The organism is Streptomyces sp. NK15101 (assembly GCF_020400725.1).
GTDB lineage: Bacteria > Actinomycetota > Actinomycetes > Streptomycetales > Streptomycetaceae > Streptomyces.
The window spans coordinates 88,021-110,931 of the sequence record NZ_JAINVG010000001.1; the positions used below are offsets into that span (position 1 = coordinate 88,021).

General features: G+C 71.8%; 22 protein-coding genes. 8 read left to right on the forward strand and 14 right to left on the reverse strand.

The window, feature by feature from the left end:
* The first annotated feature begins 77 nt into the window (after positions 1-77).
* Entirely contained in the window at positions 78-665 is a 588-nt protein-coding gene (locus K7G60_RS00420; RefSeq protein ID WP_225798855.1) for a DUF4396 domain-containing protein, read from the forward strand.
* Between the two features lie 25 nt (positions 666-690).
* Here the strand turns inward: K7G60_RS00420 and K7G60_RS00425 are convergent, their stop codons facing one another.
* The gene (locus K7G60_RS00425; protein WP_225798718.1) at positions 691-1,347 is read right to left on the reverse strand and encodes a sulfite oxidase-like oxidoreductase; all 657 of its coding nucleotides are present in this window, start codon (positions 1,345-1,347) and stop codon (positions 691-693) included.
* A gap of 178 nt (positions 1,348-1,525) precedes the next feature.
* Between K7G60_RS00425 and bfr the strand changes: the two genes are divergently transcribed.
* Positions 1,526-2,002, forward strand: coding sequence for a bacterioferritin (gene bfr, locus K7G60_RS00430; RefSeq protein WP_225798719.1), 477 nt, complete (start codon positions 1,526-1,528; stop codon positions 2,000-2,002).
* Positions 2,003-2,018: 16 nt separating this feature from the next.
* On the opposite strand, the gene K7G60_RS00435 is transcribed toward bfr, so the two are convergent.
* Positions 2,019-2,267 carry a bacterioferritin-associated ferredoxin gene (locus K7G60_RS00435; RefSeq protein WP_225798720.1) on the reverse strand — a complete coding sequence of 83 codons (249 nt, stop codon included), beginning with the start codon at positions 2,265-2,267 and terminating at the stop codon, positions 2,019-2,021.
* Between the two features lie 122 nt (positions 2,268-2,389).
* Entirely contained in the window at positions 2,390-3,790 is a 1,401-nt protein-coding gene (locus tag K7G60_RS00440; RefSeq protein ID WP_263985319.1) for a class II 3-deoxy-7-phosphoheptulonate synthase, read from the reverse strand.
* 149 nt (positions 3,791-3,939) lie between these two features.
* Between K7G60_RS00440 and K7G60_RS00445 the strand changes: the two genes are divergently transcribed.
* The 3 genes from K7G60_RS00445 (at position 3,940) to K7G60_RS00455 (ending at position 8,836) form a co-directional block, all read left to right on the forward strand.
* Entirely contained in the window at positions 3,940-6,708 is a 2,769-nt protein-coding gene (locus K7G60_RS00445) for an N-acetylmuramoyl-L-alanine amidase (protein ID WP_263985320.1), read from the forward strand.
* 93 nt (positions 6,709-6,801) lie between these two features.
* On the forward strand, positions 6,802-6,861 hold the full coding sequence (locus K7G60_RS39330; protein ID WP_225798856.1) for a trp operon leader peptide: 60 nt from the start codon (positions 6,802-6,804) through the stop codon (positions 6,859-6,861).
* A gap of 103 nt (positions 6,862-6,964) precedes the next feature.
* Entirely contained in the window at positions 6,965-8,836 is a 1,872-nt protein-coding gene (locus K7G60_RS00455; protein ID WP_225798723.1) for an anthranilate synthase family protein, read from the forward strand.
* Here K7G60_RS00455 and K7G60_RS00460 read toward each other — a convergent pair.
* From K7G60_RS00460 to K7G60_RS00475, 4 genes are all read right to left on the reverse strand, one after another.
* Positions 8,833-9,831, reverse strand: coding sequence for a 2-hydroxyacid dehydrogenase (locus tag K7G60_RS00460; protein WP_225798724.1), 999 nt, complete (start codon positions 9,829-9,831; stop codon positions 8,833-8,835). The genes K7G60_RS00455 and K7G60_RS00460 overlap by 4 nt on opposite strands.
* An 86-nt stretch (positions 9,832-9,917) precedes the next feature.
* Positions 9,918-10,565, reverse strand: coding sequence for a response regulator transcription factor (locus tag K7G60_RS00465; protein WP_225798857.1), 648 nt, complete (start codon positions 10,563-10,565; stop codon positions 9,918-9,920).
* A gap of 20 nt (positions 10,566-10,585) precedes the next feature.
* On the reverse strand, positions 10,586-11,806 hold the full coding sequence (gene macS / locus K7G60_RS00470; RefSeq protein ID WP_225798725.1) for a MacS family sensor histidine kinase: 1,221 nt from the start codon (positions 11,804-11,806) through the stop codon (positions 10,586-10,588).
* Between the two features lie 31 nt (positions 11,807-11,837).
* A complete protein-coding gene (locus K7G60_RS00475) occupies positions 11,838-12,584 on the reverse strand; it encodes a 1-acyl-sn-glycerol-3-phosphate acyltransferase (RefSeq protein ID WP_225798726.1) in 747 nt (248 codons plus the stop codon).
* Between the two features lie 172 nt (positions 12,585-12,756).
* On the opposite strand from K7G60_RS00475, the gene K7G60_RS00480 reads away from it, so the two are divergent.
* Both K7G60_RS00480 and K7G60_RS00485 read left to right on the forward strand, forming a co-directional pair.
* Positions 12,757-13,539 carry a carboxylesterase gene (locus K7G60_RS00480; protein ID WP_225798727.1) on the forward strand — a complete coding sequence of 261 codons (783 nt, stop codon included), beginning with the start codon at positions 12,757-12,759 and terminating at the stop codon, positions 13,537-13,539.
* Positions 13,532-14,185, forward strand: coding sequence for a hypothetical protein (locus tag K7G60_RS00485; RefSeq protein ID WP_225798728.1), 654 nt, complete (start codon positions 13,532-13,534; stop codon positions 14,183-14,185). The genes K7G60_RS00480 and K7G60_RS00485 overlap by 8 nt, the downstream gene beginning before the upstream one ends.
* A 148-nt stretch (positions 14,186-14,333) precedes the next feature.
* On the opposite strand, the gene K7G60_RS00490 is transcribed toward K7G60_RS00485, so the two are convergent.
* From K7G60_RS00490 to K7G60_RS00515, 6 genes are all read right to left on the reverse strand, one after another.
* Positions 14,334-15,080, reverse strand: coding sequence for an endonuclease/exonuclease/phosphatase family protein (locus K7G60_RS00490; RefSeq protein ID WP_225798729.1), 747 nt, complete (start codon positions 15,078-15,080; stop codon positions 14,334-14,336).
* 182 nt (positions 15,081-15,262) lie between these two features.
* On the reverse strand, positions 15,263-16,204 hold the full coding sequence (locus tag K7G60_RS00495; protein WP_093876514.1) for an ROK family glucokinase: 942 nt from the start codon (positions 16,202-16,204) through the stop codon (positions 15,263-15,265).
* A 66-nt stretch (positions 16,205-16,270) separates the two neighbouring features.
* On the reverse strand, positions 16,271-16,732 hold the full coding sequence (locus K7G60_RS00500) for a DUF5304 domain-containing protein (RefSeq protein WP_225798730.1): 462 nt from the start codon (positions 16,730-16,732) through the stop codon (positions 16,271-16,273).
* Between the two features lie 44 nt (positions 16,733-16,776).
* Positions 16,777-17,901 carry an ArsA-related P-loop ATPase gene (locus K7G60_RS00505; protein WP_225798731.1) on the reverse strand — a complete coding sequence of 375 codons (1,125 nt, stop codon included), beginning with the start codon at positions 17,899-17,901 and terminating at the stop codon, positions 16,777-16,779.
* A 403-nt stretch (positions 17,902-18,304) separates the two neighbouring features.
* A complete protein-coding gene (locus tag K7G60_RS00510) occupies positions 18,305-18,745 on the reverse strand; it encodes an SRPBCC family protein (RefSeq protein WP_225798732.1) in 441 nt (146 codons plus the stop codon).
* A 101-nt stretch (positions 18,746-18,846) separates the two neighbouring features.
* Positions 18,847-19,602, reverse strand: a complete 756-nt coding sequence (locus K7G60_RS00515) for a metallophosphoesterase (RefSeq protein WP_225798858.1) — start codon at positions 19,600-19,602, stop codon at positions 18,847-18,849.
* A gap of 267 nt (positions 19,603-19,869) precedes the next feature.
* Here K7G60_RS00515 and K7G60_RS00520 point away from each other — a divergent pair, with 267 nt between their 5' ends.
* Complete coding sequence (locus tag K7G60_RS00520; protein ID WP_225798733.1) at positions 19,870-21,666, forward strand: long-chain fatty acid--CoA ligase; 1,797 nt, start codon at positions 19,870-19,872, stop codon at positions 21,664-21,666.
* A 76-nt stretch (positions 21,667-21,742) separates the two neighbouring features.
* Here the strand turns inward: K7G60_RS00520 and K7G60_RS00525 are convergent, their stop codons facing one another.
* The gene (locus tag K7G60_RS00525; protein ID WP_225798734.1) at positions 21,743-22,885 is read right to left on the reverse strand and encodes a glycosyltransferase family 4 protein; all 1,143 of its coding nucleotides are present in this window, start codon (positions 22,883-22,885) and stop codon (positions 21,743-21,745) included.
* Between the last annotated feature and the right edge of the window lie 26 nt (positions 22,886-22,911).

Genomic DNA, 22,911 nt, shown 5'->3' on the forward strand with positions numbered 1-22,911 from the left:
AAGCGCACGCACGCCACGGTCATGAAGGCCACGAGGGCCATGGCGGCCACACCGGGCACACCGGGCACGGGGACCACATCGGCCACGAGAGCCACGCGGGCCATGCCGACCACCAGGCTCACGCGGCTCCCACCGGCCACGCCGACCACCAGAGCCACGCCCATCACACCCACCACACCGGCCACGCGGCCAGCTCCGGCCACGAAGGACATCACGCCTCCGGCGGCACCGTCTCCTGGGCGATGGCGGCCCGGGCCACGCTGCACTGCCTCACCGGCTGCGCCATCGGCGAGATCCTCGGCATGATCATCGGCACCGCCCTGGGCTGGGGCAACATGCCGACGATGGTCCTCGCGATCGTCCTGGCCTTCTTCTTCGGCTACGCGCTCACCCTGCGCGGCATCCTCTCCGCCGGCGTCGACTTCAAGACGGCCTTCAAGGTCGCCCTCGCCGCCGACACCCTCTCCATCGCCGTCATGGAGATCATCGACAACGGCGTCATCGCCCTCTGGCCCGGCGCCATGGACGCGCACCTCGACGAGCCGCTCTTCTGGATCGTGCTCGCCATCGCGCTCGCCGCCGCCTTCGTGATCACCACCCCGGTCAACAAGTGGATGATCGGCCGCGGCAAGGGCCACGCGGTGGTCCACCAGTACCACCACTGACCGCACGACGGACGGTCCGGAGCCGCTACAGCTCCGGGCCGTCCCCCGGTTCCTCCTGGTACGAGTAGCGCTGCTCCGTCCACGGATCACCGAGGTTGTGGTAGCCGCGCTCCTCCCAGAAGCCCCGGCGGTCGGCCGCCATGTACTCCACGCCCCGGACCCACTTGGGCCCCTTCCAGGCGTACAGGTGCGGGACGACGAGCCGCAGCGGGAAACCGTGCTCGGCGGTGAGCAGCTCCCCGTCCTTGTGGGTGGCGAAGATCGTGCCGTCCGCGGCGAAGTCGGCGAGCCGCATGTTGGCGCTGTACCCGTACTCGGCCCAGACCATCACGTGCGTCACGTGGGGTGCGGGCGGAGCGAGCTCCAGGATCGTGCGGGCGGGGACACCGCCCCATTCGGCCCCGAGCATGCTGAACTTCGTGACGCAGTGCAGATCGGCCACGACCGTGGAGAACGGGAGGGCCGAGAACTCCTCGTGGTTCCAGCACCGCTTGTCACCGTCGGCGGTCGCCCCGAAGACGCGGAACTCCCAGCGGTCCGGCTTGAACTTGGGGACGGGCCCGTAATGGGTGACCGGCCAGCCGCGCTGCAGCCGCTGCCCCGGGGGCAGATCCGGCGGAAAGTCCGGCGAACGATCCGGCCGACCCGCTTCCCGGTGTACTCCGCTCTCCGGCTGACCCATGTCATCCATGGTGACAGACGGCGAGGGGTGGTCATGACCAGGCGACCACCCGGCCGGAGCGATTCGGGCAACTGCGACTAAGCCTGCACTTACTGGACGCCCCCCATTCGGGGTGCGAGGATGCGGCCATCCCGCCCAGTGACGGCGTAGACACGTAACGTGGAAGGAGCCTGGAGCGATGCAGGGCGACCCCGAGGTCCTCGAGTTCCTCAACGAGCAGCTGACCGGCGAGCTGACGGCCATCAACCAGTACTGGCTGCACTACCGCATCCAGGACAACAAGGGGTGGACGAAGCTCGCCAAGTACACCCGCGAAGAGTCCATCGACGAGATGAAGCACGCGGACAAGCTGACCGAGCGCATCCTGATGCTCGACGGCCTGCCCAACTACCAGCGGCTCTTCCACGTGCGGGTCGGCCAGACGATCACCGAGATGTTCCAGGCGGACCGCCAGGTCGAGGTGGAGGCGATCGACCGCCTCAGGCGCGGGATCGAGGTCATGCGCGCCAAGGGGGACATCACGTCCGCCAACCTCTTCGAGGAGATCCTGGCCGACGAGGAGCACCACATCGACTACCTGGACACCCAGCTGGAGCTGATCGAGTCCCTGGGTGAGGCGCTGTACATCTCCACACTGATCGAGCAGCCCAGCTAGCGGCCGGGCCGGGGGCCTAGGCGGCTTCCTGGAGCTCCGTGACCGTCTCCGAGGCCAGGGCGGGCATGCCCTGGTCCACGAGCTCGCGTCGCGGGCAGTTGCCGCGCCCGAGAATGGCCTGAATGCGACGGACGCAGGAACCGCAGTCCGTACCGGCCTTGCACGCCGAGGCTATCTGGCGGGGCGTGCACGCGCCCGCGTCCGCATGCTCCTTGACCTGCTTCTCCGTGACACCGAAGCATGAGCAGACGTACACGCGGTTCACCTCCCGCCGAGATCGTTAAGGCTAACCTAACCTTACCCGGCGGCCCGGAGCCCCAAAAGCCCCGGATACGACGATGGGGCGCGGATCACAGCGATCCGCGCCCCATCTCCGTAGGAACCTACTTACTGATCGCGGTACATCTCCGCCACCAGGAACGCCAGGTCGAGCGACTGGCTGCGGTTGAGCCGCGGGTCGCAGGCCGTCTCGTAGCGCTGGTGCAGGTCGTCGACGAAGATCTCGTCGCCGCCGCCCACGCACTCGGTGACGTCGTCACCGGTGAGCTCGACGTGGATGCCGCCCGGGTGGGTGCCCAGCGCCTTGTGGACCTCGAAGAAGCCCTTGACCTCGTCGAGCACGTCGTCGAAGCGGCGGGTCTTGTGGCCGGAGGCGGCCTCGAAGGTGTTGCCGTGCATCGGGTCGGTGACCCAGGCGACGACCGCACCGGAGGCGGTGACCTTCTCGACCAGCTCGGGGAGCTTGTCGCGGACCTTGTCGGCGCCCATGCGGACGATGAAGGTCAGCCGGCCCGGCTCGCGGTCCGGGTCGAGACGGTCGATGTACGTGAGCGCCTCGTCCACCGTGGTGGTCGGGCCGAGCTTGATGCCGATCGGGTTGGCGATCTGCGAGCAGAACTCGATGTGCGCGTGGTCCAGCTGGCGGGTGCGCTCACCGATCCAGACCATGTGGCCGGAGGTGTCGTACAGCTTCCCGGTGCGCGAGTCCGTACGGGTCAGGGCGCCCTCGTAGTCGAGCAGCAGCGCCTCGTGGGAGGCGTAGAACTCGACGGCCTTGAACTCGGCCGGGTCGGTGCCACAGGCCTTCATGAAGTTCAGGGCGTTGTCGATCTCGCGGGCGAGCGCCTCGTAACGCTGGCCCGAGGGGGACGACTTCACGAAGTCCTGGTTCCAGGCGTGGACCTGGCGCAGGTCGGCGTAGCCACCGGTGGTGAAGGCGCGGACCAGGTTGAGCGTGGAGGCGGAGGCGTTGTACATCCGCTTCAGCCGCTCGGGGTCCGGGATCCGGGCCTTCTCGTTGAAGTCGAAGCCGTTGACCGAGTCGCCGCGGTAGGTCGGCAGGGTCACGCCGTCGCGGGTCTCGGTGCCCTTGGAGCGGGGCTTCGAGTACTGGCCGGCGATACGGCCGACCTTCACGACGGGCACGGAGGCCGCGTAGGTGAGGACGGCGCTCATCTGGAGCAGCGTCTTGAGCTTGGCCCTGATGTGGTCGGCGGACACGGCGTCGAAGGCCTCGGCGCAGTCGCCGCCCTGGAGCAGGAACGCCTCACCACGGGCGACGGCTCCCATCCGGGCGCGCAGCTGGTCGCACTCGCCGGCGAAGACGAGCGGAGGATACGACTCGAGGTCCGCGATCACATCGCGCAGAGCCTCGGCATCGGGGTACTCGGGCTGCTGCGCCGCGGGCAGGTCTCGCCAGGTCGCCTTGGCGACGGCGTGGGAATCAGCGTTCACGGTCACATGCACAACATTACGGGGTTCTTCGTCCGGTCCTGTCCGCCTGCCCATTGGCTGAGACGCGCGCCCGAAATGTCACACGGGGATCTTCGCGCCATCGAGTGGTGTTACCCTCTGGCCCGTTTCACAAGAGCAAAGTCGAATTCACAGGGGTGGGTGTGACCCAGAGGCACCGCAGGGATCGCAAGAAGAAACGACTCTTGTACGGAGCGGCGGCGGCCGTCGTCGCCACCGCCACCATCGGCACCATCGCGGTGGCCTCACCGGGCCTCCTCGGCACGGGCGACGGTACGTCCGGGGGTGACCCTTCCCTCCAGACGCAGTTCGCAAACGCCGCCCGCGAGTTCGATGTCCCGCAGAGCGTGCTCATGGCGGTGTCGTACCGCCAGACGCGCTGGGAGTCGCACGAGGGCGTGCCCAGCACCACGGGCGCGTACAACGTCATGGGGCTGACGAAGGTCGACCCGGAGGACGTCGAGCAGGACACGGACGAGCAGCTGCTCGATCTGATGAACCGGAGCGGCGACCCGCGCGTCGAGAAGAGGTTCGACGGGAAGAAGGCGCTGGCCGCCCTCCCCGAGAAGAAGATCGACACCTCCGACCCGACGCTGCACACGCTCGACAAGGCCGCCGAGCTGATCGACGGCTCGACCGAGTCCGTGCAGAACGACACGGCCGCCTCGATCCGCGCCGGTGCCGCACTGCTGGCCGAGTACCAGAAGCAGGCCGGCGCCGAGCTGTCGGACGACCCGGGCGCCTGGTACCCGGCCGTGGCCCGCTACAGCCAGTCCGAGGACCGGAAGGGCGCCGACCTCTTCGCGAAGCGCGTCTTCGAGTCCATCAGGACGGGCGAGCGGGAGATCACCGCGGACGGCGAGCAGGTCGTCCTGCCGGCGGACCCGTCGGTGAAGCCGGTCAAGGCGTCGAACGTGCCGCTGGCGGCGAGCTTCACGGCCACCACCGAGACCCCGGCGGTCGAGTGCCCGACCGGCGCGACGGCGCCCGTCTGCACCTTCATCCCGGCCGCGTACTCGCAGAACGACGGCAACTACAACATCGCGAGCCGCCCCTCGAACGGCTTCGACGTCCGCCAGATCGTCATCCACGACATCGAGGGCACCCACGACGGTGCCGTCAGCGTCTTCCAGAACCCGCTGAGCTACGCCAGCGCCCACTACATCGTCCGCGCCGACGGTCGTGTGACGCAGATGGTGGAGACCAAGAACGAGGCGTACCACGCCGGCAACAAGACCCTCAACATGCACTCGATCGGCATCGAGCACGAGGGTTACGCCATCAAGGGCGACGCCGGCTGGTACACCGAGCCGGAGTACGAGTCCTCCGCCGCCCTCGTGAAGTACCTGGCGACGAAGTTCTCCATCCCGCTGGACCGCGAGCACATCATCGGCCACGACGACGTGCCGAGCGTCCTGGACAGCAAGATCCAGGACCACTGGGACCCGGGCCCGTTCTGGGACTGGAACCACTTCATGACCCTGGTCGGCGCGCCCACCGGTGCCGGTGGCGCGGGCGGCCCGCTCCAGGCCGGTCAGCTCGTCCGGGTCGTCCCGCCGTTCACCTCGGCCAACCAGCAGCAGATGAAGTACACGGAGCAGGGGGTCACCAAGACCACCGTGCCGCTGCCGGTGAACTTCGGCTACCTGTACTCGGAGCCGGTCGCCGACCAGACGAAGGCGCTGACCGACCCGTACTTCACCTCGAACTGGCAGTTCGGCTCGAACTGGGCGAACAAGGTCACGGCCGGCAGCACCCACGTCGTCGCCGAGTCCCGGACCGACTGGACCGCCATCTGGTACGGCGGCAAGAAGGCCTGGTTCCACAACCCCGGCGGCCAGTACACGGCCCCCGTGGGCGTGAAGACGGCGATCACCGCCAAGGACGGCGCCGCCTCGATCCCGGTCTACGGCCGCGCCTACCCCGAGGACGCCGCCTACACGGGCACCGGTGTCCCGGTCCAGGCGAACAACGGCGCGTCGCTGACGAAGTACAGCCTCCCGGCCGGGCAGCTGTACGTAAAGGCCGGCGAGCCGGTCGCGGGCGACTACTACTACAGCGCCTACAACACCGACGGCACCCGTGTCGTCGGCACGACCAACATCTTCATCCCGATCCGCTTCAACCACCGCATGGCGTTCGTGAAGGCGAGCGACGTCAAGCAGGTCGCCACCACGGCGTCCGTCCGCGCCGACAACCGCTACAACCTCCTCGCCCGTGACGGCTCCGGCGTGCTCTGGCAGTACCAGGGCACCGGCAGTGCCACCGCGCCCTTCCTGACCCGGTACAAGGTCGGGGCCGGCTGGCAGATCTACAACACCGTCACCCCGCTGACCGCCCTCCGGGCCGACGGCACCGGTGACGCCGTGGCCCGGGACGCCTCCGGTGTGCTCTGGTACTACCAGGGCAGCGGCAACGCGTCCGCGCCGTTCAAGCCGCGTCTGAAGATCGGCGGCGGCTGGCAGGTCTACGACCGGATCACCGGCGTCCGCGACCTCACCGGCGACTCCAAGCCGGACCTGATCGCCCGCGAGAAGTCGGGTGTCCTGTGGCTGTACAAGGGCACCGGCACCCCGGCCACGCCGTTCGCGCCCCGGGTGCAGATCGGCACCGGCTGGCAGATCTACAACGCCGTCGTCAGCACCGGCGACCTGACCTCCGACGGCAAGCCGGACATGATCGGCCGCGACGGCGCCGGCGTGCTGTGGCTGTACAAGGGCACCGGCAGCGCCACCGCCCCGTACGCCGCCCGCGTCAAGGTCGGCACCGGCTGGCAGATCTACAACAGCATCACCGGTCCGAGTGACATCACCGGTGACGGCAAGGTCGACTTCGTCGCCCGTGACGGCTCCGGCGTGCTGTGGCTGTACAAGGGCACCGGCAGCGCCACCGCCCCGTACTCCTCTCGCGTGCAGGTCGGCCCGGGCTGGCAGTCCTACAACCTGATCTTCTGATCGGGTCGTTCGCTCGGCCTCGGGGCCCGGCTCGCACCGTCCACGGTGCGGACCGGGCCCCGTTTCCGTGCCCGGCTGCGTTACAGTGCTCGCATGTCGTACGTCTCGCAGACCCAGAACTGGTGGTGGACCGCTCATCCGGCGGCCCACTGACTGCGCGTACACCGACACACGCAAAGGCCGCCCGAGGGGCGGCCTTTCTCGTACCCGGGCCGTTCCTCCTCTCCGTACTCTCCTCGGAAGGAACGACCGCCCCATGGACCTTTCCCGTCTCCTCGACCCCTCCTGCCCGCCCTTCGCGCTGCTGCGCCGCCGCACCCCCGGCCGTGACCACGACACCGTCGAGGTGCTGATCGGCCGGGTCCACGAGGCCGGGCGCCTCGCGGAGCTGCCCGTGGGTCCGATGCCGACGCTGGCCCTCGTGCCGTTCCGGCAGATCCGGGAGCGCGGCTTCGACGTGCGGGACGACGGCACCCCGCTCTCCGTGCTGGTCGCCGACGAGGCGTACGAGCTGCCGCTCGCCGAGGCCCTGGCCGCGCTGCCCGCCCATGAGGTGCGGGTGGAGGGCGGCGGGTTCGACGTCTCCGACGAGGCGTACGCGAAGACCGTGCGGCGGGTCATCGACGAGGAGATCGGCTCCGGCGAGGGCGCGAACTTCGTCATCCGGCGCACGTACACCGGGGAGATCCCGGGCTTCGGGCGCGCCGACGCGCTCGCCCTGTTCCGGCGGCTGCTCGCGGGCGAGCGGGGCGCGTACTGGACGTTCGTCGTGCACACCGGGGAGCGGACGCTCGTCGGGGCCAGCCCCGAGGTGCACGTCCGGATGTCCGGAGGGACGGTCGTGATGAACCCGATCAGCGGCACGTACCGCTACCCGGCCGGGGCCGCCCCGACCGCCGAGGACCTGCTCGCCTTCCTCGCCGACCGCAAGGAGACCGAGGAGCTCTCCATGGTGGTGGACGAGGAGCTGAAGATGATGTGCACGGTGGGCGACATGGGCGGGGTCGTGATCGGGCCGCGCCTGAAGGAGATGGCCCACCTCGCGCACACGGAGTACGAGTTGCGGGGCCGGTCCTCGCTCGACGTGCGGGAGGTGCTGCGGGAGACGATGTTCGCGGCGACCGTGACCGGCTCGCCGGTGCAGAACGCCTGCCGGGTGATCGAGCGTCACGAGGAGGGCGGCCGGGGGTACTACGCGGGCGCGCTCGCCCTGCTCGGCACGGACGGGAACGGGGCGCAGACGCTGGACTCCCCCATCCTCATCCGTACCGCCGACATCGACGCCGACGGCCGGCTGCGGGTGCCGGTGGGGGCCACGCTCGTGCGGCACTCGGACCCCGAGGGCGAGGTCGCCGAGACCCACGCCAAGGCGGCGGGCGTCCTCACGGCCCTCGGCGTGCGGGAGGGCCGGCCGGCCGAGCCGTCGGCGCCGGTGCCGCCGCGGCTCGCCGACGACCCCCGGGTGCGGGCCGCGCTCGACGCGCGCCGGTCGGACCTGGCGCCGTTCTGGCTGAAGATGCAGGCCCGGTCCGCGGAGCTGTCGGGGCACGCGCTCGTGATCGACGCCGAGGACACCTTCACGGCGATGCTGGCGCACGTCCTGCGCTCCTCCGGCCTGGAGGTGTCGGTGCTCCGCTACGACGAGCCGGGGCTGCGGGAGCTGGCCCTCGCCCACGAGGGCCCGGTCGTCCTGGGGCCCGGCCCCGGGAACCCGTCGGACGCCGCCGACCCGAAGATGCGCTTCCTGCGCGGTCTGACGGCCGAGCTGGTGCGGGACCACCGACACGGCCTGCTGGGCGTCTGCCTCGGGCACGAGCTGATCGCGGCCGAGCTGGGCCTGGACATCGTCCGCAAGCGGACCCCGTTCCAGGGGGCGCAGCTGCGGGTCGACCTCTTCGGTCAGCGGCGGACGGTCGGCTTCTACAACAGCTTCACGGCCCGCTGCGACGACCGGACGGCGACGGAGCTGGCGCTGCACCGCATCGAGGTGAGCCGGGACGCGGAGACCGGCGAGGTGCACGCCCTGCGCGGACCGGGCTTCGCGGGCGTGCAGTTCCACCCGGAGTCGGTGCTCACGACGGACGGGGCGGCGCTCACCGCTTCCCTGCTCGCGGGGGTGCTGGTCTAGGAGGCCCTCGGTACCAGGACGTTCTCGCTGCGCCGCCCCGCGGTGTAGTCGAGGACGTTCCGGACCGTCGTGTCGATGATCTGGGTGACCGCCTCGACCGTGTAGTACGCCTGGTGCGAGGTGACCACCACGTTCGGGAAGGTGACCAGGCGGGCCAGGGTGTCGTCCTCGACGCCCGCCAGGGACTTGTCGAGGAAGAAGAGCCCGGCCTCCGCCTCGTACACGTCCAGGCCGACCCCGGTGAAGCGGCCGGCGCGGAGCTCGGCGACGAGGGCCTCGGTGTCGACGAGCCCGCCGCGGCTGGAGTTCACCAGGATGGCGTCGTCCTTCATGGCCTTGAGGGCGGCGGCGTCGACGAGGTGGTGGGTGGCCTCCACGAGCGGGACGTGGAGGCTGACGAGGTCGGCCTCGGCGAGGAGCCGCTCCTTGTCGACGTACTTCATGCCGAGCTCCACGCAGGCGGGGTTCTCGGCGACGTCCCAGCCGAGGAGGCGCATGCCGAAGCCGTGGGCGATGCGGGTGAAGGCCTCGCCGATCCTGCCGGTGCCGAGGACGCCGACGGTACGGCCCCGCAGGTCACGGCCCATCAGTCCGTCGAGCCGGAAGTCGAAGTCGCGGGTCCGGTTGGAGGCGCGGACGATCCGGCGGTTGACGGCCATGGCGAGGGTCCAGGCGAACTCGGCGACGGAGTACGGCGAGTAGGACGAGACGCGGGCGACGGTGAGGCCGAGGCGCTCGGCGACGTCCAGGTCGATGTTGTTGAAGCCGGTGGAGCGCTGGGCGATCAGCTGGGTCCCGCCCGCCGCGAGGGTCTGCAGGGCCCGGTGGTTCAGGTCGGCGTTGACGCTGGTGGAGACGATCTCGTAGCCGGCGGCGATGGGGGCGGTGTCCTCGGTGAGGAAGACGTCCAGGCAGCGGACGTCGTGATGTCCCGCGAAGGCCTTCTCCATGAGGGGCTTCTCGTCCGCCTGCACGCCGAATGCCAGGATCTCCACGGGATTCCCCTCATCGTCACGATGGGCCGTATCTGCGCGAATGCGCGAACATCGCGAATATACGACCCTTCGTCCTTCCCGGCGCCTCAGGCGTCGTCGAGGCCCCGCTCGATGGCGTACCGGACGAGCTCCACCCTGTTGTGCAGCTGGAGCTTGCCCAGGGTGTTCTGGACGTGGTTCTGCACCGTGCGGTGCGAGATGACCAGGCGCTCGGCGATCTGCTTGTAGCTGAGTCCCTTCGCGACGAGCCGCAGGACCTCCGTCTCGCGCTCGGTCAGCTGCGGGGCCTTCGGCTCGTCGGTGCCGGCCGCCGGGGCGGGCTCGGAGGCCAGCCGGCGGTACTCGCCGAGGACGAGGCCGGCCAGGCCCGGCGTGAAGACGGGGTCGCCGACGGCCGTCCGGCGGACCGCGTCGATCAGCTCCTCCGTACTGGCCGACTTGAGGAGGTAGCCGGTGGCGCCGGACTTGACCGCCTCCAGGACGTCGGCGTGCTCGCCGCTCGCCGAGAGGACGAGGACCCGCAGCTCGGGCCGGCCGCCGACGAGCTCCTTGCAGACCTGGACGCCCGGCTTGACCGGCAGGTTCAGGTCCAGGACGAGGACGTCGGGGCCGGCCGCGACGGCGCGGCGCACGGCCTGCTCGCCGTCGCCGGCGGTGGCGACCACGTCGAAGCCCGCCTCGGCGAGGTCGCGGGCGACCGCGTCCCGCCACATCGGATGGTCGTCGACGACCATCACCTTGATCCGCTGCTCGCTCACTTCTCCCCTGCCTTCCCCCGTGGAACCTTCAACTCGACTTCCGTGCCCTGGCCGGGGACCGAGATCAGCTCGGCCGTGCCGCCCAGATCCCGCAGTCTCCCCCGGATGGACAGGGCGACGCCCATCCGGCCCTCGCCCTCCGCCTGCGCGAGGCGGCCCTCCGGGATGCCGGGGCCGTCGTCCCGGACGGTGACGATCACCTCGTCCGGCCAGTCCTCTATCAGGATCCACGCGTGCGCGTCCTCGCCGGCGTGCACCCGGACGTTGTCCAGGGCGGCGCCGACGGCGGCGGCCAGCTCGCGGGCGGCGGCCGGCGGCAGCAGGACCGGGGCGCCCGGCTCGGAGAGCGTGACCCGGGCGCCGGCGCGCGGGGCGAGCAGGACGCGGAGGTCGGCGGGGGCGTCGGGCGCGCCGCAGGAGGGATCGTCGTCCTCCTCCACGACCCGGACGACGGCGCCCTCGGACTCGTCCTCGGAGACCAGACTGGGCCGGCTGAGCCCGCCGGCGACGAGGGTGCGGAGGGCGATCTCCTGCTCCCCCGCCATCCGGCCGAGTTCGGCCGCCTCGCCGCCGAGCGCGGTGCCGCGCCGCTGCACCATCGCGAGGACCTGGAGGACGCTGTCGTGGATGTCGCGGGCGAGCCGCTCCCGCTCCCGGGTCGCGGCCTCGATCTCCAGGGCGCGGGCGAGGGTGCGCTCGGAGGCGCGGGCGACCTCGACGACGTAGCCGATGGCGATGGAGGCGACCCAGACGAGGAGCACGTTGTGGAAGGTGTCCCGGCTGGGCTGGCCGCGCTCGACGATGTTGGCGACGGCGACCAGGGAGGAGGCGACGCCGGCCCAGCGCCAGCCGCCCTTGATGGCGTAGGCGAGGACGGAGCCGGCGGTCCATATCGACGGCAGGGTGGGGCCGTCGACCGACTGGGCGTGGGCGTCGGCGAGCGGGGTGAGGAGGATGCCGACGAGGGCGACGGTGAGGTCGGCGACGAGGAAGCGCCTGGTGCAGCCGACCGCGTTCGCCACCTTGGGAAGGGTGGCGAGGGTCCAGCAGCACAGCACCGCCAGATAGCCGACGGCGACCCAGGGCCGCTCGTACCCGCTCCGGCCGAAGACGAACAGCAGGACCGCGTAGACCATCGTCAGGACGCGGTAGCCGGTCAGCGCCCGCCACAGCGGCTGCTCGACCGACATGCGCACGACACGTTCGCGCTTGGCCATCTCCCCCACCCCCCGAGTCCCTCGCGGGGACCTACGCGCCGGACTCTTCCCGAGCGGCGATCTCGGCCTTGACGGCCTCCTTGGCCGCCTTCTCCGCCTCCGCGATCTGCCGCTTGGCGGCCGTCGCGTAGATGTCGACGTACTCCTGGCCGGAGAGCTTCATGATCTCGTACATGACCTCGTCGGTCACCGAGCGGAGGATGAAGCGGTCCCCCTCCATGCCCTGGTAGCGGGTGAAGTCCAGCGGCTTGCCGATCCGGATGCCCGGGCGCATCAGCTTGGGGACGACCTTGCCGGGCGGCTGGATCTTCTCGGTGTCGATCATGGCGACCGGGATGACGGGCGCGCCGGTGGCCAGGGCGACGCGCGCCAGACCGCCGGGCTTGCCCCGGTAGAGGCGCCCGTCGGGCGAGCGGGTGCCCTCGGGGTAGATGCCGAAGAGGCCGCCGCCCTCGATGACCTGGATGCCGGCCTTGATGGCCGCCTCGCCCGCGCCGCGGGCACCCGAACGGTCCACCGGGAGCTGGCCGACGCCCTTGAAGAAGGCGGCGGTGAGCTTGCCCTTCACACCGGGGGTGGTGAAGTACTCGGCCTTGGCGATGAAGGTGACCTTGCGGTCCAGGACGGCGGGCAGGAAGAAGGAGTCCGAGAAGGACAGGTGGTTGCTGGCGAGGATCGCGGGGCCCTCGGCGGGGATGTTCTCCAGACCCTCCACCCAGGGCCGGAAGGCGAGCTTCAGGGACCCTCCGATGGAGAACTTCATTGCGCCGTAGATCAACTCGCCATGCCTTCCGTGTGCCGTCGCCCCGACTTTATCCCGTACCGGCGCACGCCCCCGGCTACGGCCCTGGTCGGTGTCGGTCCGGTCGCGTACCGTGAAGGTCCTTCCCCATATTCCGTCGCTCCGGCGCACCCGAAGACGCCGGAGTCGCAACGAACAGGAGACCCCGGTGCCGGTCCTTCCCGGAGCCGAGCCGTACCGCCACGAAGGCGGAGAGGTCGGCGTCCTTCTCTGTCACGGATTCACCGGTTCCCCGCAGTCGATGCGCCCGTGGGCCGAGTACCTGGCCGAGCGCGGCCTTTCTGTGTCGGTGCCGCTGCTGCCGGGCCACGGCACCCGCTGGCAGGACATGCAGCTCACCACCTGGCACGACTGGTACGCGGAGGTGGATCGGGCCCTGCGCGAGCTCCTGGAGCGGTGCCGGACCGTCTTCGTCTTCGGTCTCTCCATGGGCGGGGCGCTGGCGCTGCGGCTGGCGGCCCGGCACGGGGACGCCGTGAAGGGCGTCGTCCTGGTCAACCCGGCCAACAAGGTGCACGGCGTGGCGGCGCACGCGCTGCCGGTCGTCCGGCACCTGGTCCCCTCGACGAACGGGATCGCGAGCGACATCGCCAAGGAGGGCGTGACCGAGATCGGGTACGACCGGGTGCCGCTGCACGCGGCGTACTCCCTGCGGCAGTTCTTCCGGACGGTGGACGCGCAGCTCCCGCAGGTCACCCAGCCGGTGGTACTGCTCCACAGCCCCCAGGACCACGTCGTGCCGCCCGCCGACTCGGCCCGGATCCTCTCCCGCATCTCCTCGACGGACGTCAAGGAGATCCTGCTGGAACAGAGCTACCACGTGGCGACGTTGGACCATGACGCGGAGCGGATCTTCGACGAGAGCCTGGCCTTCGTCGAGCGTCTGGCCCCGGAGCTGGTCGACGGGAAGGGGAGCAGGAGCGGTGGCTGAGCAGCAGGACGGCCCGGAGCGGGAGCCGCAGCCCATCGACGAGGAGGCGGCCTGGGCCGCGATCGTCGCCGGGTACGGCGAGGAGCCCGCGGACCCTCCGGGGGCGAAGCCGTTCCGGCCCGTCGAGAACCTGTCGCTGCCGGAGCCGGAGGACGGGGACGAGGACGACGGGGCCGCCGGGGAGGTCCGGCCCGTGAAGGGCACGGCCTGGAAGCCGAGGCCGAAGCCCGCGGAGGCCGCGCCGGAGGACGCCGGGGCGGACGAGGACCCGGAGGCGGGCCCCGAGCGGCCGGCGCTCGGCAGCTCGATCGTGTTCGCGCCCGGGGTGCGGTCGGGTGGCCCCCGGGACTACTCGCCGGCCGAGCCGGACGACGCGGCGGGCGCCGACGAGGGCCACTTCGTCCCGCCGGAGCCGCCGCCGCTGCCCGAGGCGGACACGACGACCAAGTTCGCCTGGCTCGCGGTCGTCGGCGGCCCGGTCCTGATGCTGGTCGCCGTGCTGCTCCAGTGGGACATGACCTGGTGGCTGACGACGCTCTGCGTGGGCGGCTTCCTGGGCGGCTTCGCGACCCTGGTGGCCCGGATGAAGCACGACGACGACGATGACGACGGCTTCGACGACCCGGGCCGCGGAGCGGTCGTGTAGGACGCCTCAGGCGGCGGGGACGCGGACCGCCGCGAGTACCGGAAGGCGGGCTGGTCCTCCCGATGCAGCCCTCGCGCCGATCGGCGCCGGGGCGCCTCCCGGGCTTCGGACGGCTGCGCCGGGCTCTGCCCGCCGACGGTGTCGGCCCTCAGGACGCGGCGGGGACGCGGACCGCCGCGAGTACCGGAAGGTGGTCGGTGGCGGCCCGCAGGTCAGCCGGGTCGAGGTCCGTCGGGACTCCGCAGCCGAGGAACTCGACGCCCGGGGTCGCCAGGATCGCGTCGATGCGCTGGTGCGGATCGACGGGGGTCGAGGTGTGCTCGCCACCCCAGGGACTGACCGCCCACCCGTCCTGGAGCTCCTTGGTGAGGCGGGTGAAGGCGGGGCCGCCCGGGCGTTCGTTGAGGTCGCCGGCGACGAGGACGTGCGGGGTGCCGAGGGCGGCGACCCGGTCGAGGACCATCCCGGCCTGGGCGTACCGCTCGTCCTCCCGCAGGCTCAGATGACAGCTGACGAGACCGAGCCTGGCCCCGCCGAAGCGGACGACCGCGGTCGCGAGGCCGCGCCGGTGCAGGCCCGGCGTGAGCGGCAGCAGGACGTCCTCGGTCCGCTCCACGGTGGCCCGCAGGGAGCAGAGCAGCAGCGGTCCGGCCGCGGTGGCGCCGCCGGTCAGAACGACGAGCTCGCTCTTGGCGGCGAGCCGGGCCGCGTGTTTGCGCCAGCGGAAGAAGCGGGGGGCCTCCTGGACGAAGACGAGGTCCGGGGCGCAGGCCCGGATCACCCGGGCGAGGGCGTCCTCGTCGTCGCGCATCGACCGGACGTTGTAGCTCAGGACCCGGAGGACGGCCGAACCGTCGCTCTCGGTACGGGAGTTGGGCAGCTCACTGATCGCCATGACGGCCAACATACGACGACCGCCCGCCGTGTCCAGGAGGACGCGACGGGCGTACGCCGTTCGACAGTGCGACGACGGCCGCGGCCGTCGATCGAGCGACCCTCGCGGCGGTCGACCGCATCCGCGAGTGGGGCCCCGGACGGAGCCCGAGGGAGGCGCCGGTTCGGGCGCGGAGGGGGCGCTCAGCCCTGGCGGGCCAGGTCCGCGGCGCCGACCAGGCCGGCCTTGTTGCCGAGCTGGGCCGCGAGGACCTGCGCGTGCGGACGGTACCGGCCGCCGATCAGCCAGCGCCGGAAGGACTTCCGGATCGGGTCCAGGACCAGCTCGCCCTCGTCGGAGACGCCGCCGCCGACGATGAACGCCGACGGGTCGAACAGCGACGCCAGGTCCGCGAGGCCTGCGCCGGCCCAGCGGGCCAGCTCGCGGAAGGAGTCGATGGCGACCTTGTCGCCCGCCCGGGCGGCCTCGCTGACGTGCTTGCCCTCGATGCCCTCGGGGGTGCCGTCGCCGAGCCCGAGGAGCACCGTCGCGTTCTCGGGGGTGGCGGCGGCGCGCTGCTTGGCGTACCGGACGAGCGCGCGCCCGGAGGCGTACTGCTCCCAGCAGCCCTGGCTGCCGCAGCCGCACAGCAGACCGTCCGGGACGACCCGGATGTGGCCGAACTCGGCGGCCACGCCGAAACGTCCGCGGCGCAGCTTGTTGCCGATGATGATGCCGCCGCCGAGGCCGGTGCCGAGGGTGATGCAGATGACGTCCTCGTGGCCCTGGCCGGCGCCGAAGCGGTACTCGCCCCAGGCCGCCGCGTTGGCGTCGTTCTCGACGACGACGGGCAGACCGACCCGCTGCTCGACCTTGTCCTTGAGCGGCTCGTGCCGCCAGTCGATGTTCGGCGCGAAGAGGACGGTGGCGCGCTTGTCGTCGACGTAGCCCGCGGCCCCGATGCCGACGGCCTCGATCGAGTGGCCCTTGCCGGCCTCGGACACGGCGGCGCAGATGGCGTCCACGATGCCTTCGGGGGTCGGCGGGGTGGGCACGGTGTGCGTGTCGAGGATGTTGCCCTCCTCGTCGACCACGCCGGCCGCGATCTTCGTGCCGCCGATGTCGACGCCGATGGTGAGTCCCATGTGTCCCTCAGTTTTCGGTCGAGCCCCGCTAAGGCCCACCGTACCCGAGGGGAGGTGCCCCGCCGGTCAGTCGAGGTCGATGTGCTGGCCGGTTCCGGGCCCCTCGTCGTCCTTGCGGGGGGTGTCCGGGTCCGTGTCCCGGCGCGGGTCGTCGTCCTCGGGTACGGCGCCGCCGCGGGTCCAGCGGCTCTCGTGGCCCTCGACGGCGGAGCGGTAGGCGGCGAGCAGCTCGCCGCCGGCGGCGGCGAGGTGGTCGAAGACCTGCGGGTTGCGCTCGATGACGGGCTCGACGACGGCCTTCGCCTGGTTGACGAGCTGCTGCACGGTGTGCGCGGCGGCCTGCGCGGCCTGGCCGCCGAAGAGCGGGTTCCCGAGACCGCCGGAGACCTTGTCGGCCACGGCCTCGAAGAGCCTGCGGAACTCCTCCGCGGGCGAGCCGGGCTCGGCCGCGCGCTGCGCCCGGCGGCGGGCCTTCTCCGCCTCCAGGTCCTCGGCACAGGCCTTGGCCCAGGCGTCCGAATCGCTCATGGCGTACTCCTCAGTGGCTGCGTACTTCGACGGTACACGCCGTCTCAGGGGGTGCGGGGCCAGAGCCCGGGGTCGGGTGTGAAGCGCACCCGGAGGTCCCCGTCGACGAGTCCGGCGCCGGTGACCGTGCAGCGGCGCAGGGCGCCCGGCAGCGGGACGCCGCGGCGGAACGCGCCGACGGTCAGGAGCAGTTCGTCGCCTCGGCGGACGAGCGAGAGCTCCTCCTTGACGGCCCCCGGCAGGGGGATGTGCCAGACGAGGACGCCGTCCTCCTCGCGCCGGTCCTCGACGGTCCACTCCGGTACGGGGACGGGGACCGCCGTCTCGGGCCGGACGGGTGCGAGGAGGGCGAGGTCGTCGGCTCCGCGCGGGGCGCGGCCGAGGTGCGGGAGCTCGTACAGCTCGTCGGTGGCGGTACGGAGCTCCGCGAGGTGCCGGTGCTGTTCGGCGGTGAGTCCGGCCAGCCACGGATCCTCGGAGCCGGCCGGGAGGATCCGGTTCGCGACGACGGCGTCGAGGGCGAGGCGCTGGACGGCGAGGCCGAGCCGGGCGGTGCGCAGGGCGCGGGCGGCGCCGGGGCCGGGTTCGAGGACGAGACGGACGGTGGTGGCGGGTGCCTCGACGACGGTCTGGACGGCGGCGAGCTCGGCCTCCCAGCGGGCCGTCGTCTCGTACAGCCACTGCGCGGGCATGGGGACGCCGGCGAGCTGGGCGAGCATCGGGCGCAGGGCGCGGGCGGCCTGGCGCTCCTGGGGCAGCAGGCGGCGCAGATAGCGGCGGAGCTGCCCGGGCAGGGCGAGGAGGGCGAGGGCCTCGGGGAGCGGGGGGAGATCGACGACCGCGAGGTCGTGGTCGCCGGCGGCGGCGTCGCGCAGGGCCCGCAGCAGGGCGAACGGGCGGCTGCCGGGCAGCTCGGTCAGCTCCGCGTCCTCGAAGGGCGCGGCGCCGAGCAGGTCGAGGGCGGCGGAGGAACGGTCCTGCAGGGCGAGGAACTCCCGGCGGAAGTCGACGCCGGGCTCGGGCCGGAGGTTCTGGAGACCCTCGATCGGCTCCGCGTCCTCGGAGACGAGCAGGACCCGGCGGCCGGCCCGCGCCTCGGCGAGGGCGGTGGCGGCGGCGAGGGTGGTGCGTCCGGCGCCGCCGGGGCCGGTGACAAGGATGATCCGCATGCGGCGAAACGTTACCGGCCCTGCCGCGGACGTCCGTCCCACCGGGACGGCGCCCATCCCGCGCCCCGCTGCGGGCGGTCGCTCCGCCGGTGCGGCGCCCACCCGTTGTGGGCAGTCGTTCCGCCGGGGCGGCGCCCACCCGTTGTGGGCAGTCGTTCCGCTGGGGCGGAACGGGTGGGCACAACGGACGGCGCCCCCTGCCGGGCCTAGGCTCCCGGGCCTGGACCCGCACCGGACGTGCGCCGTTCCTTGCGGTGCGGGTCCAGGCGCGGGACGCGGAGGCGCCGCGAAGGGCGCCGTCCCGTGTGCCCACCCGTCCCGCCCAGCGGGACGACTGCCCACACGGCGGGTGGCGGGGGGGGGGCACCGCCCCGCAGGGGCCGGCGGGTCCGGGAGGCCGGGCTTACGCGCCTGATTCGACCCGCTTCTTCAGGCCGTCCAGCGCCCGGTCGATGATGACCTTCTCCGCCTTGCGCTTGATCATGCCGAGCATCGGGATCTTGACGTCCACGGTGAGCTGGTACGTCACCTCCGTGCGGTCGGCACCGAGCGGCTTCAGGAGGTAGGAGCCGTCGAGGGAGCGGAGCATCTGGGACTTGACCAGGGTCCAGCTGACCTCGTTGTCCCCGGTCCAGGTGTACGCGAGGGTGTGGTCGTCCCTGATGGCGCCCGCGTCGAGGAGGAGGCGGACCTTCTCCGCGCGCCCGGCCTCGTCGGCCTCCAGGACCTCGGCCTCCTTCACCTCGCCGGTCCACTCGGGGTAGCGGGCGAAGTCGGCGATCACGCTCATGACGTCGGCCGGCGCCGCCTCGATGGTGATGCTCGAGCTGGTGTGTTCGGCCATCGCGGTGGCTCCTCCACTGTGCGGTCCGGCGGAAGTAAAGGCGGAAGCAAAAGGGCACAGACGTGCCGACGGAAGGCTATCGCGCCCCCGTGCCCGCGCCGTCACCACTCCAGGGCGAAGGGCTTCCCGGTCGAGGCGAAGTGGCCGACGTTCACGCACTCGGTGGAGGCGATCCGCATCCGCCGGGCCAGCGGCTGGTGGACGTGACCGAAGAGGGCGTAGCGGGGGCGGACGCGGTGGACGGCGTCGAGCAGGGCCCGGCTGCCGCGTTCGAAGCGGCGGGCCACCGTGTCGTAGGTCAGCTCGGGCACCTCCGGCGGGATGTGGGAGCAGAGGACGTCGACGTCGCCGAGGGCCTCGACCTTGGCGGCGTACTCCTCGTCGGAGATCTCGTACGGGGTGCGCATGGGCGTGCGCAGCCCGCCGCCGACGAAGCCGAAGACGAGCCCGCCGATCTCGATCCGCTCTCCGTCGAGGACGGTGGTCCCGGGCCCGGCGAAGTCGGGCCAGAGGCGGGGGATGTCGACGTTCCCGTAGGTGGCGTACGTGGGCGTGGGGAAGGCGGCGAAGAGTTCGGCGTACTGACGGCGGACGGCGGCCTCGATGGCGGTGTCGCGGTCGACGTCGAGTCCGGCCCAGAGGCGGCGGCCGAGGTCGCGGGCCTCGTCGAAGCGGCGGGCGGTGCGGAGCTCGACGAGCCGGTCGGCGTTCTCGGTGCCGAAGAGGTCGGGGAAGATCCCCCGGCTGTGGTCGGCGTAGTCGAGGAAGAGGACCAGGTCACCGAGGCATATCAGGGCGTCGGCGCCCTCTCCCGCCTTGGCGAGGTCGCCGGCGTTGCCGTGCACGTCACTGACCACATGGACTCGCATGAGCCCACCTTAGGGGGTGTCACCTGCGGTTACTTGGGAGTCGTGAAAGCTGTGGATTACTGTGCGCAGAGCACCGTCACACCGGTGTGACGCACGGAACATCTGGCCGGGACCCCCTATCGGGAACCGTGTACTGACGAGTAACGTCCGGGCAGTCCAGTCGTGCTCACCCCCACTGAGCACCTGCCCGATCATGGACTTCACCGGTGCATCACACAGAGCCGTGGCGCCGGCGCCCGATGAGGAGCAGCAGTCTTGCGCGAGTTCAGCCTTCCGGCCCTGTACGAGGTCCCCACGGACGGCAACCTGACGGATCTCATCCGCCGCAACGCCTCCCAGCATCCAGACGTCGCCGTGATGGGGCGCAAGGTCGACGGCGTCTGGACGGACGTCACCGCCACGCAGTTCCTCGCCGAGGTCCGTGGGGTCGCCAAGGGTCTGATCGCCTCCGGCGTGGAGCCGGGCGACCGGGTCGCGCTGCTCTCCCGTACGCGCTACGAGTGGGTGCTCCTCGACTTCGCGATCTGGAGCGCGGGCGCGGTGACCGTGCCGGTGTACGAGACGAGCTCGCCGGAGCAGATCCAGTGGATCCTGGGCGATTCGGGCGCGACCCTGGTCCTGGTGGAGAGCGCGGCGCACCAGGCGGCGGTGGAGTCCGTGCGGGACCGGCTCCCGGAGCTCAAGGGCGTCCGGCAGATCGAGGACGACGCGGTCGCGCGGCTCACCGCGGCCGGCGCGGACGTCTCCGACGAGCTGCTCGACGAGCGCATGTCGGCGGCGAACGCGGACGCCCCGGCGACGATCGTCTACACCTCGGGCACGACGGGCCGCCCCAAGGGCTGCGTCCTGACCCACCGGGCGTTCTTCGCCGAGTGCGGCAACGTGGTGGAGCGGCTGAAGCCCCTCTTCCGCACGGGCGAGTGCTCGGTGCTGCTGTTCCTGCCGGCCGCGCACGTCTTCGGGCGGCTCGTCGAGGTCGCGTCCGTGATGGCGCCGATCCGGCTGGGCTGCGTCCCGGACATCAAGAGCCTCACGGACGAGCTGGCCTCGTTCCGGCCGACGCTGATCCTGGGCGTGCCGCGCGTCTTCGAGAAGGTCTACAACTCGGCGCGGGCGAAGGCGCAGGCCGACGGCAAGGGCAAGATCTTCGACAAGGCCGCGCACACGGCCATCGCGTACAGCCGGGCGCTCGGCACCCCGCAGGGCCCCTCCTTCGGGCTCAAGCTGAAGCACAAGGTCTTCGACAAGCTGGTCTTCAGCAAGCTGCGGGCGGTGCTCGGCGGTCGCGGCGAGTACGCGATCTCGGGCGGCGCGCCGCTGGGCGAGCGGCTCGGCCACTTCTTCCGGGGCATCGGCTTCACGGTCCTGGAGGGCTACGGCCTGACGGAGTCGTGCGCGGCGACCGCGTTCAACCCGTGGGACCGGCAGAAGATCGGCACGGTCGGCCAGCCGCTGCCGGGCTCGGTGGTGCGGATCGCCGACGACGGCGAGGTGCTGCTGCACGGCGAGCACATCTTCACGGAGTACTGGAACAACCCGACGGCGACGGCCGAGGCGCTGGCGGACGGCTGGTTCCACACGGGTGACATCGGCACGCTCGACGAGGACGGCTACCTCGCGATCACCGGCCGCAAGAAGGAGATCCTGGTGACGGCGGGCGGCAAGAACGTCGCCCCGGCGGTCATCGAGGACCGGATCCGGGCGCACGCGCTGGTCGCGGAGTGCATGGTGGTCGGCGACGGGCGTCCGTTCGTGGGCGCGCTGGTCACGATCGACGAGGAGTTCCTGGGCCGCTGGGCGAGCGAGCACGGCAAGCCGGCCGGTTCGACGGCGGCGTCCCTGCGGGAGGACGCGGAGCTGATCGCCGAGGTCCAGCGGGCGATCGACGACGGCAACTCCGCGGTCTCCAAGGCGGAGTCGGTCCGCAAGTTCCGCATCCTCCCGGCCCAGTTCACCGAGGAGGCGGGTCACATCACCCCGTCCCTGAAGCTGAAGCGGAACGTGGTGGCGAAGGACTTCGCGGACGAGATCGAGGCGATCTACAGCAAGTAGGGCGGATGCGGAGAGGGCCCGGGGCGATGCGATCGCCCCGGGCCCTCTCCGCACTCCTGCGACTCCTGCGCGCTCCCTACAGCAGCTCGCGCAGCCGCTCCGCCAGCAGGTCCCAGCGCCAGCGCTCCTCCACCCAGGCCCTGCCCCGCTCGCCCATGCGGGCCCGGAGCTCGGGGTCGAGGAGGAGGGTGGCGACGCGGTCGGCGGTCTCCTCGGCGGACTCGCCGCGGACGACCCAGCCGGTCTCGCCGTCGAGGACGGCGTCGGGGGCGCCGCCGGAGTCGCCGGCGACGACGGGGAGGCCGGTGGCGGAGGCCTCCAGGTAGACGATGCCGAGCCCCTCGACGTCGAGGCCGCCGCGCCGGGTGCGGCAGGGCATGGCGAAGACGTCGCCGGCGCCGTAGTGGGCGGGCAGCTCGGACCAGGGCACGGCGCCGGTGAAGCGTACGGATCCGGCCACGCCGGTCTCGGCGGCGAGGCGGCGCAGGTCCTTCTCGTACGGTCCGCCGCCGACGATCAGGAGGACGGCGTCCGGGACCCGGCTCAGGATCGCGGGCACGGCCCGGATCAGGGTGTCCTGGCCCTTGCGGGGGACGAGCCGGGAGACGCAGACGACGACCGGGCGGTCGCTGAGCCCGAGGCGGGCCCGGACCTCGTCGCCTCCCGAGTCGGGGTGGAAGGTCTTCTCGTCGACGCCGGGCGGGAGCTGGACCATGCGGCCGGCGGCGGCCGGGGTGAGGGCGCTCGCGATCCGGGAGCGGGTGTACTCCCCGAGGTAGGTGATCGTGTCCGTGCCCTCGCCGATGCGGCGCAGGAGCTGCCGGGCGGCGGGGAGCTGGGCCCAGCCGGCCTCGTGCCCGTGGGTGGTGGCGACGAGCCGGCGGGCGCCGGCCCGGCGCAGCGCGGGGGCCATCAGGCCGAGCGGCGCGGCCGCGCCGAACCACACGGACCCCCACCCGTGCCCCCCCCGCAGCGCGGTGGCGCGGGCGGTGACCCGAGGAGTCGGCAGCAGCATGGTGGTGCGATCCCGTACGACCGTGAAAGGCTGTTCGGCGTCGAACGCGGCCGTCGCCTCGATCCCTTCGCGGCTGCGCTTCCACGTGGAGGCGTAGACCACGATCCGGTCGGGGTCCAGGCGGAGGGCCATGTTGTGCAGGAAGGCCTGGATTCCGCCGGGACGCGGCGGGAAGTCGTTGGTTACGATCAGGGTCTTGTGCATCGTGGCCGACAGTACGCGATCGCCTG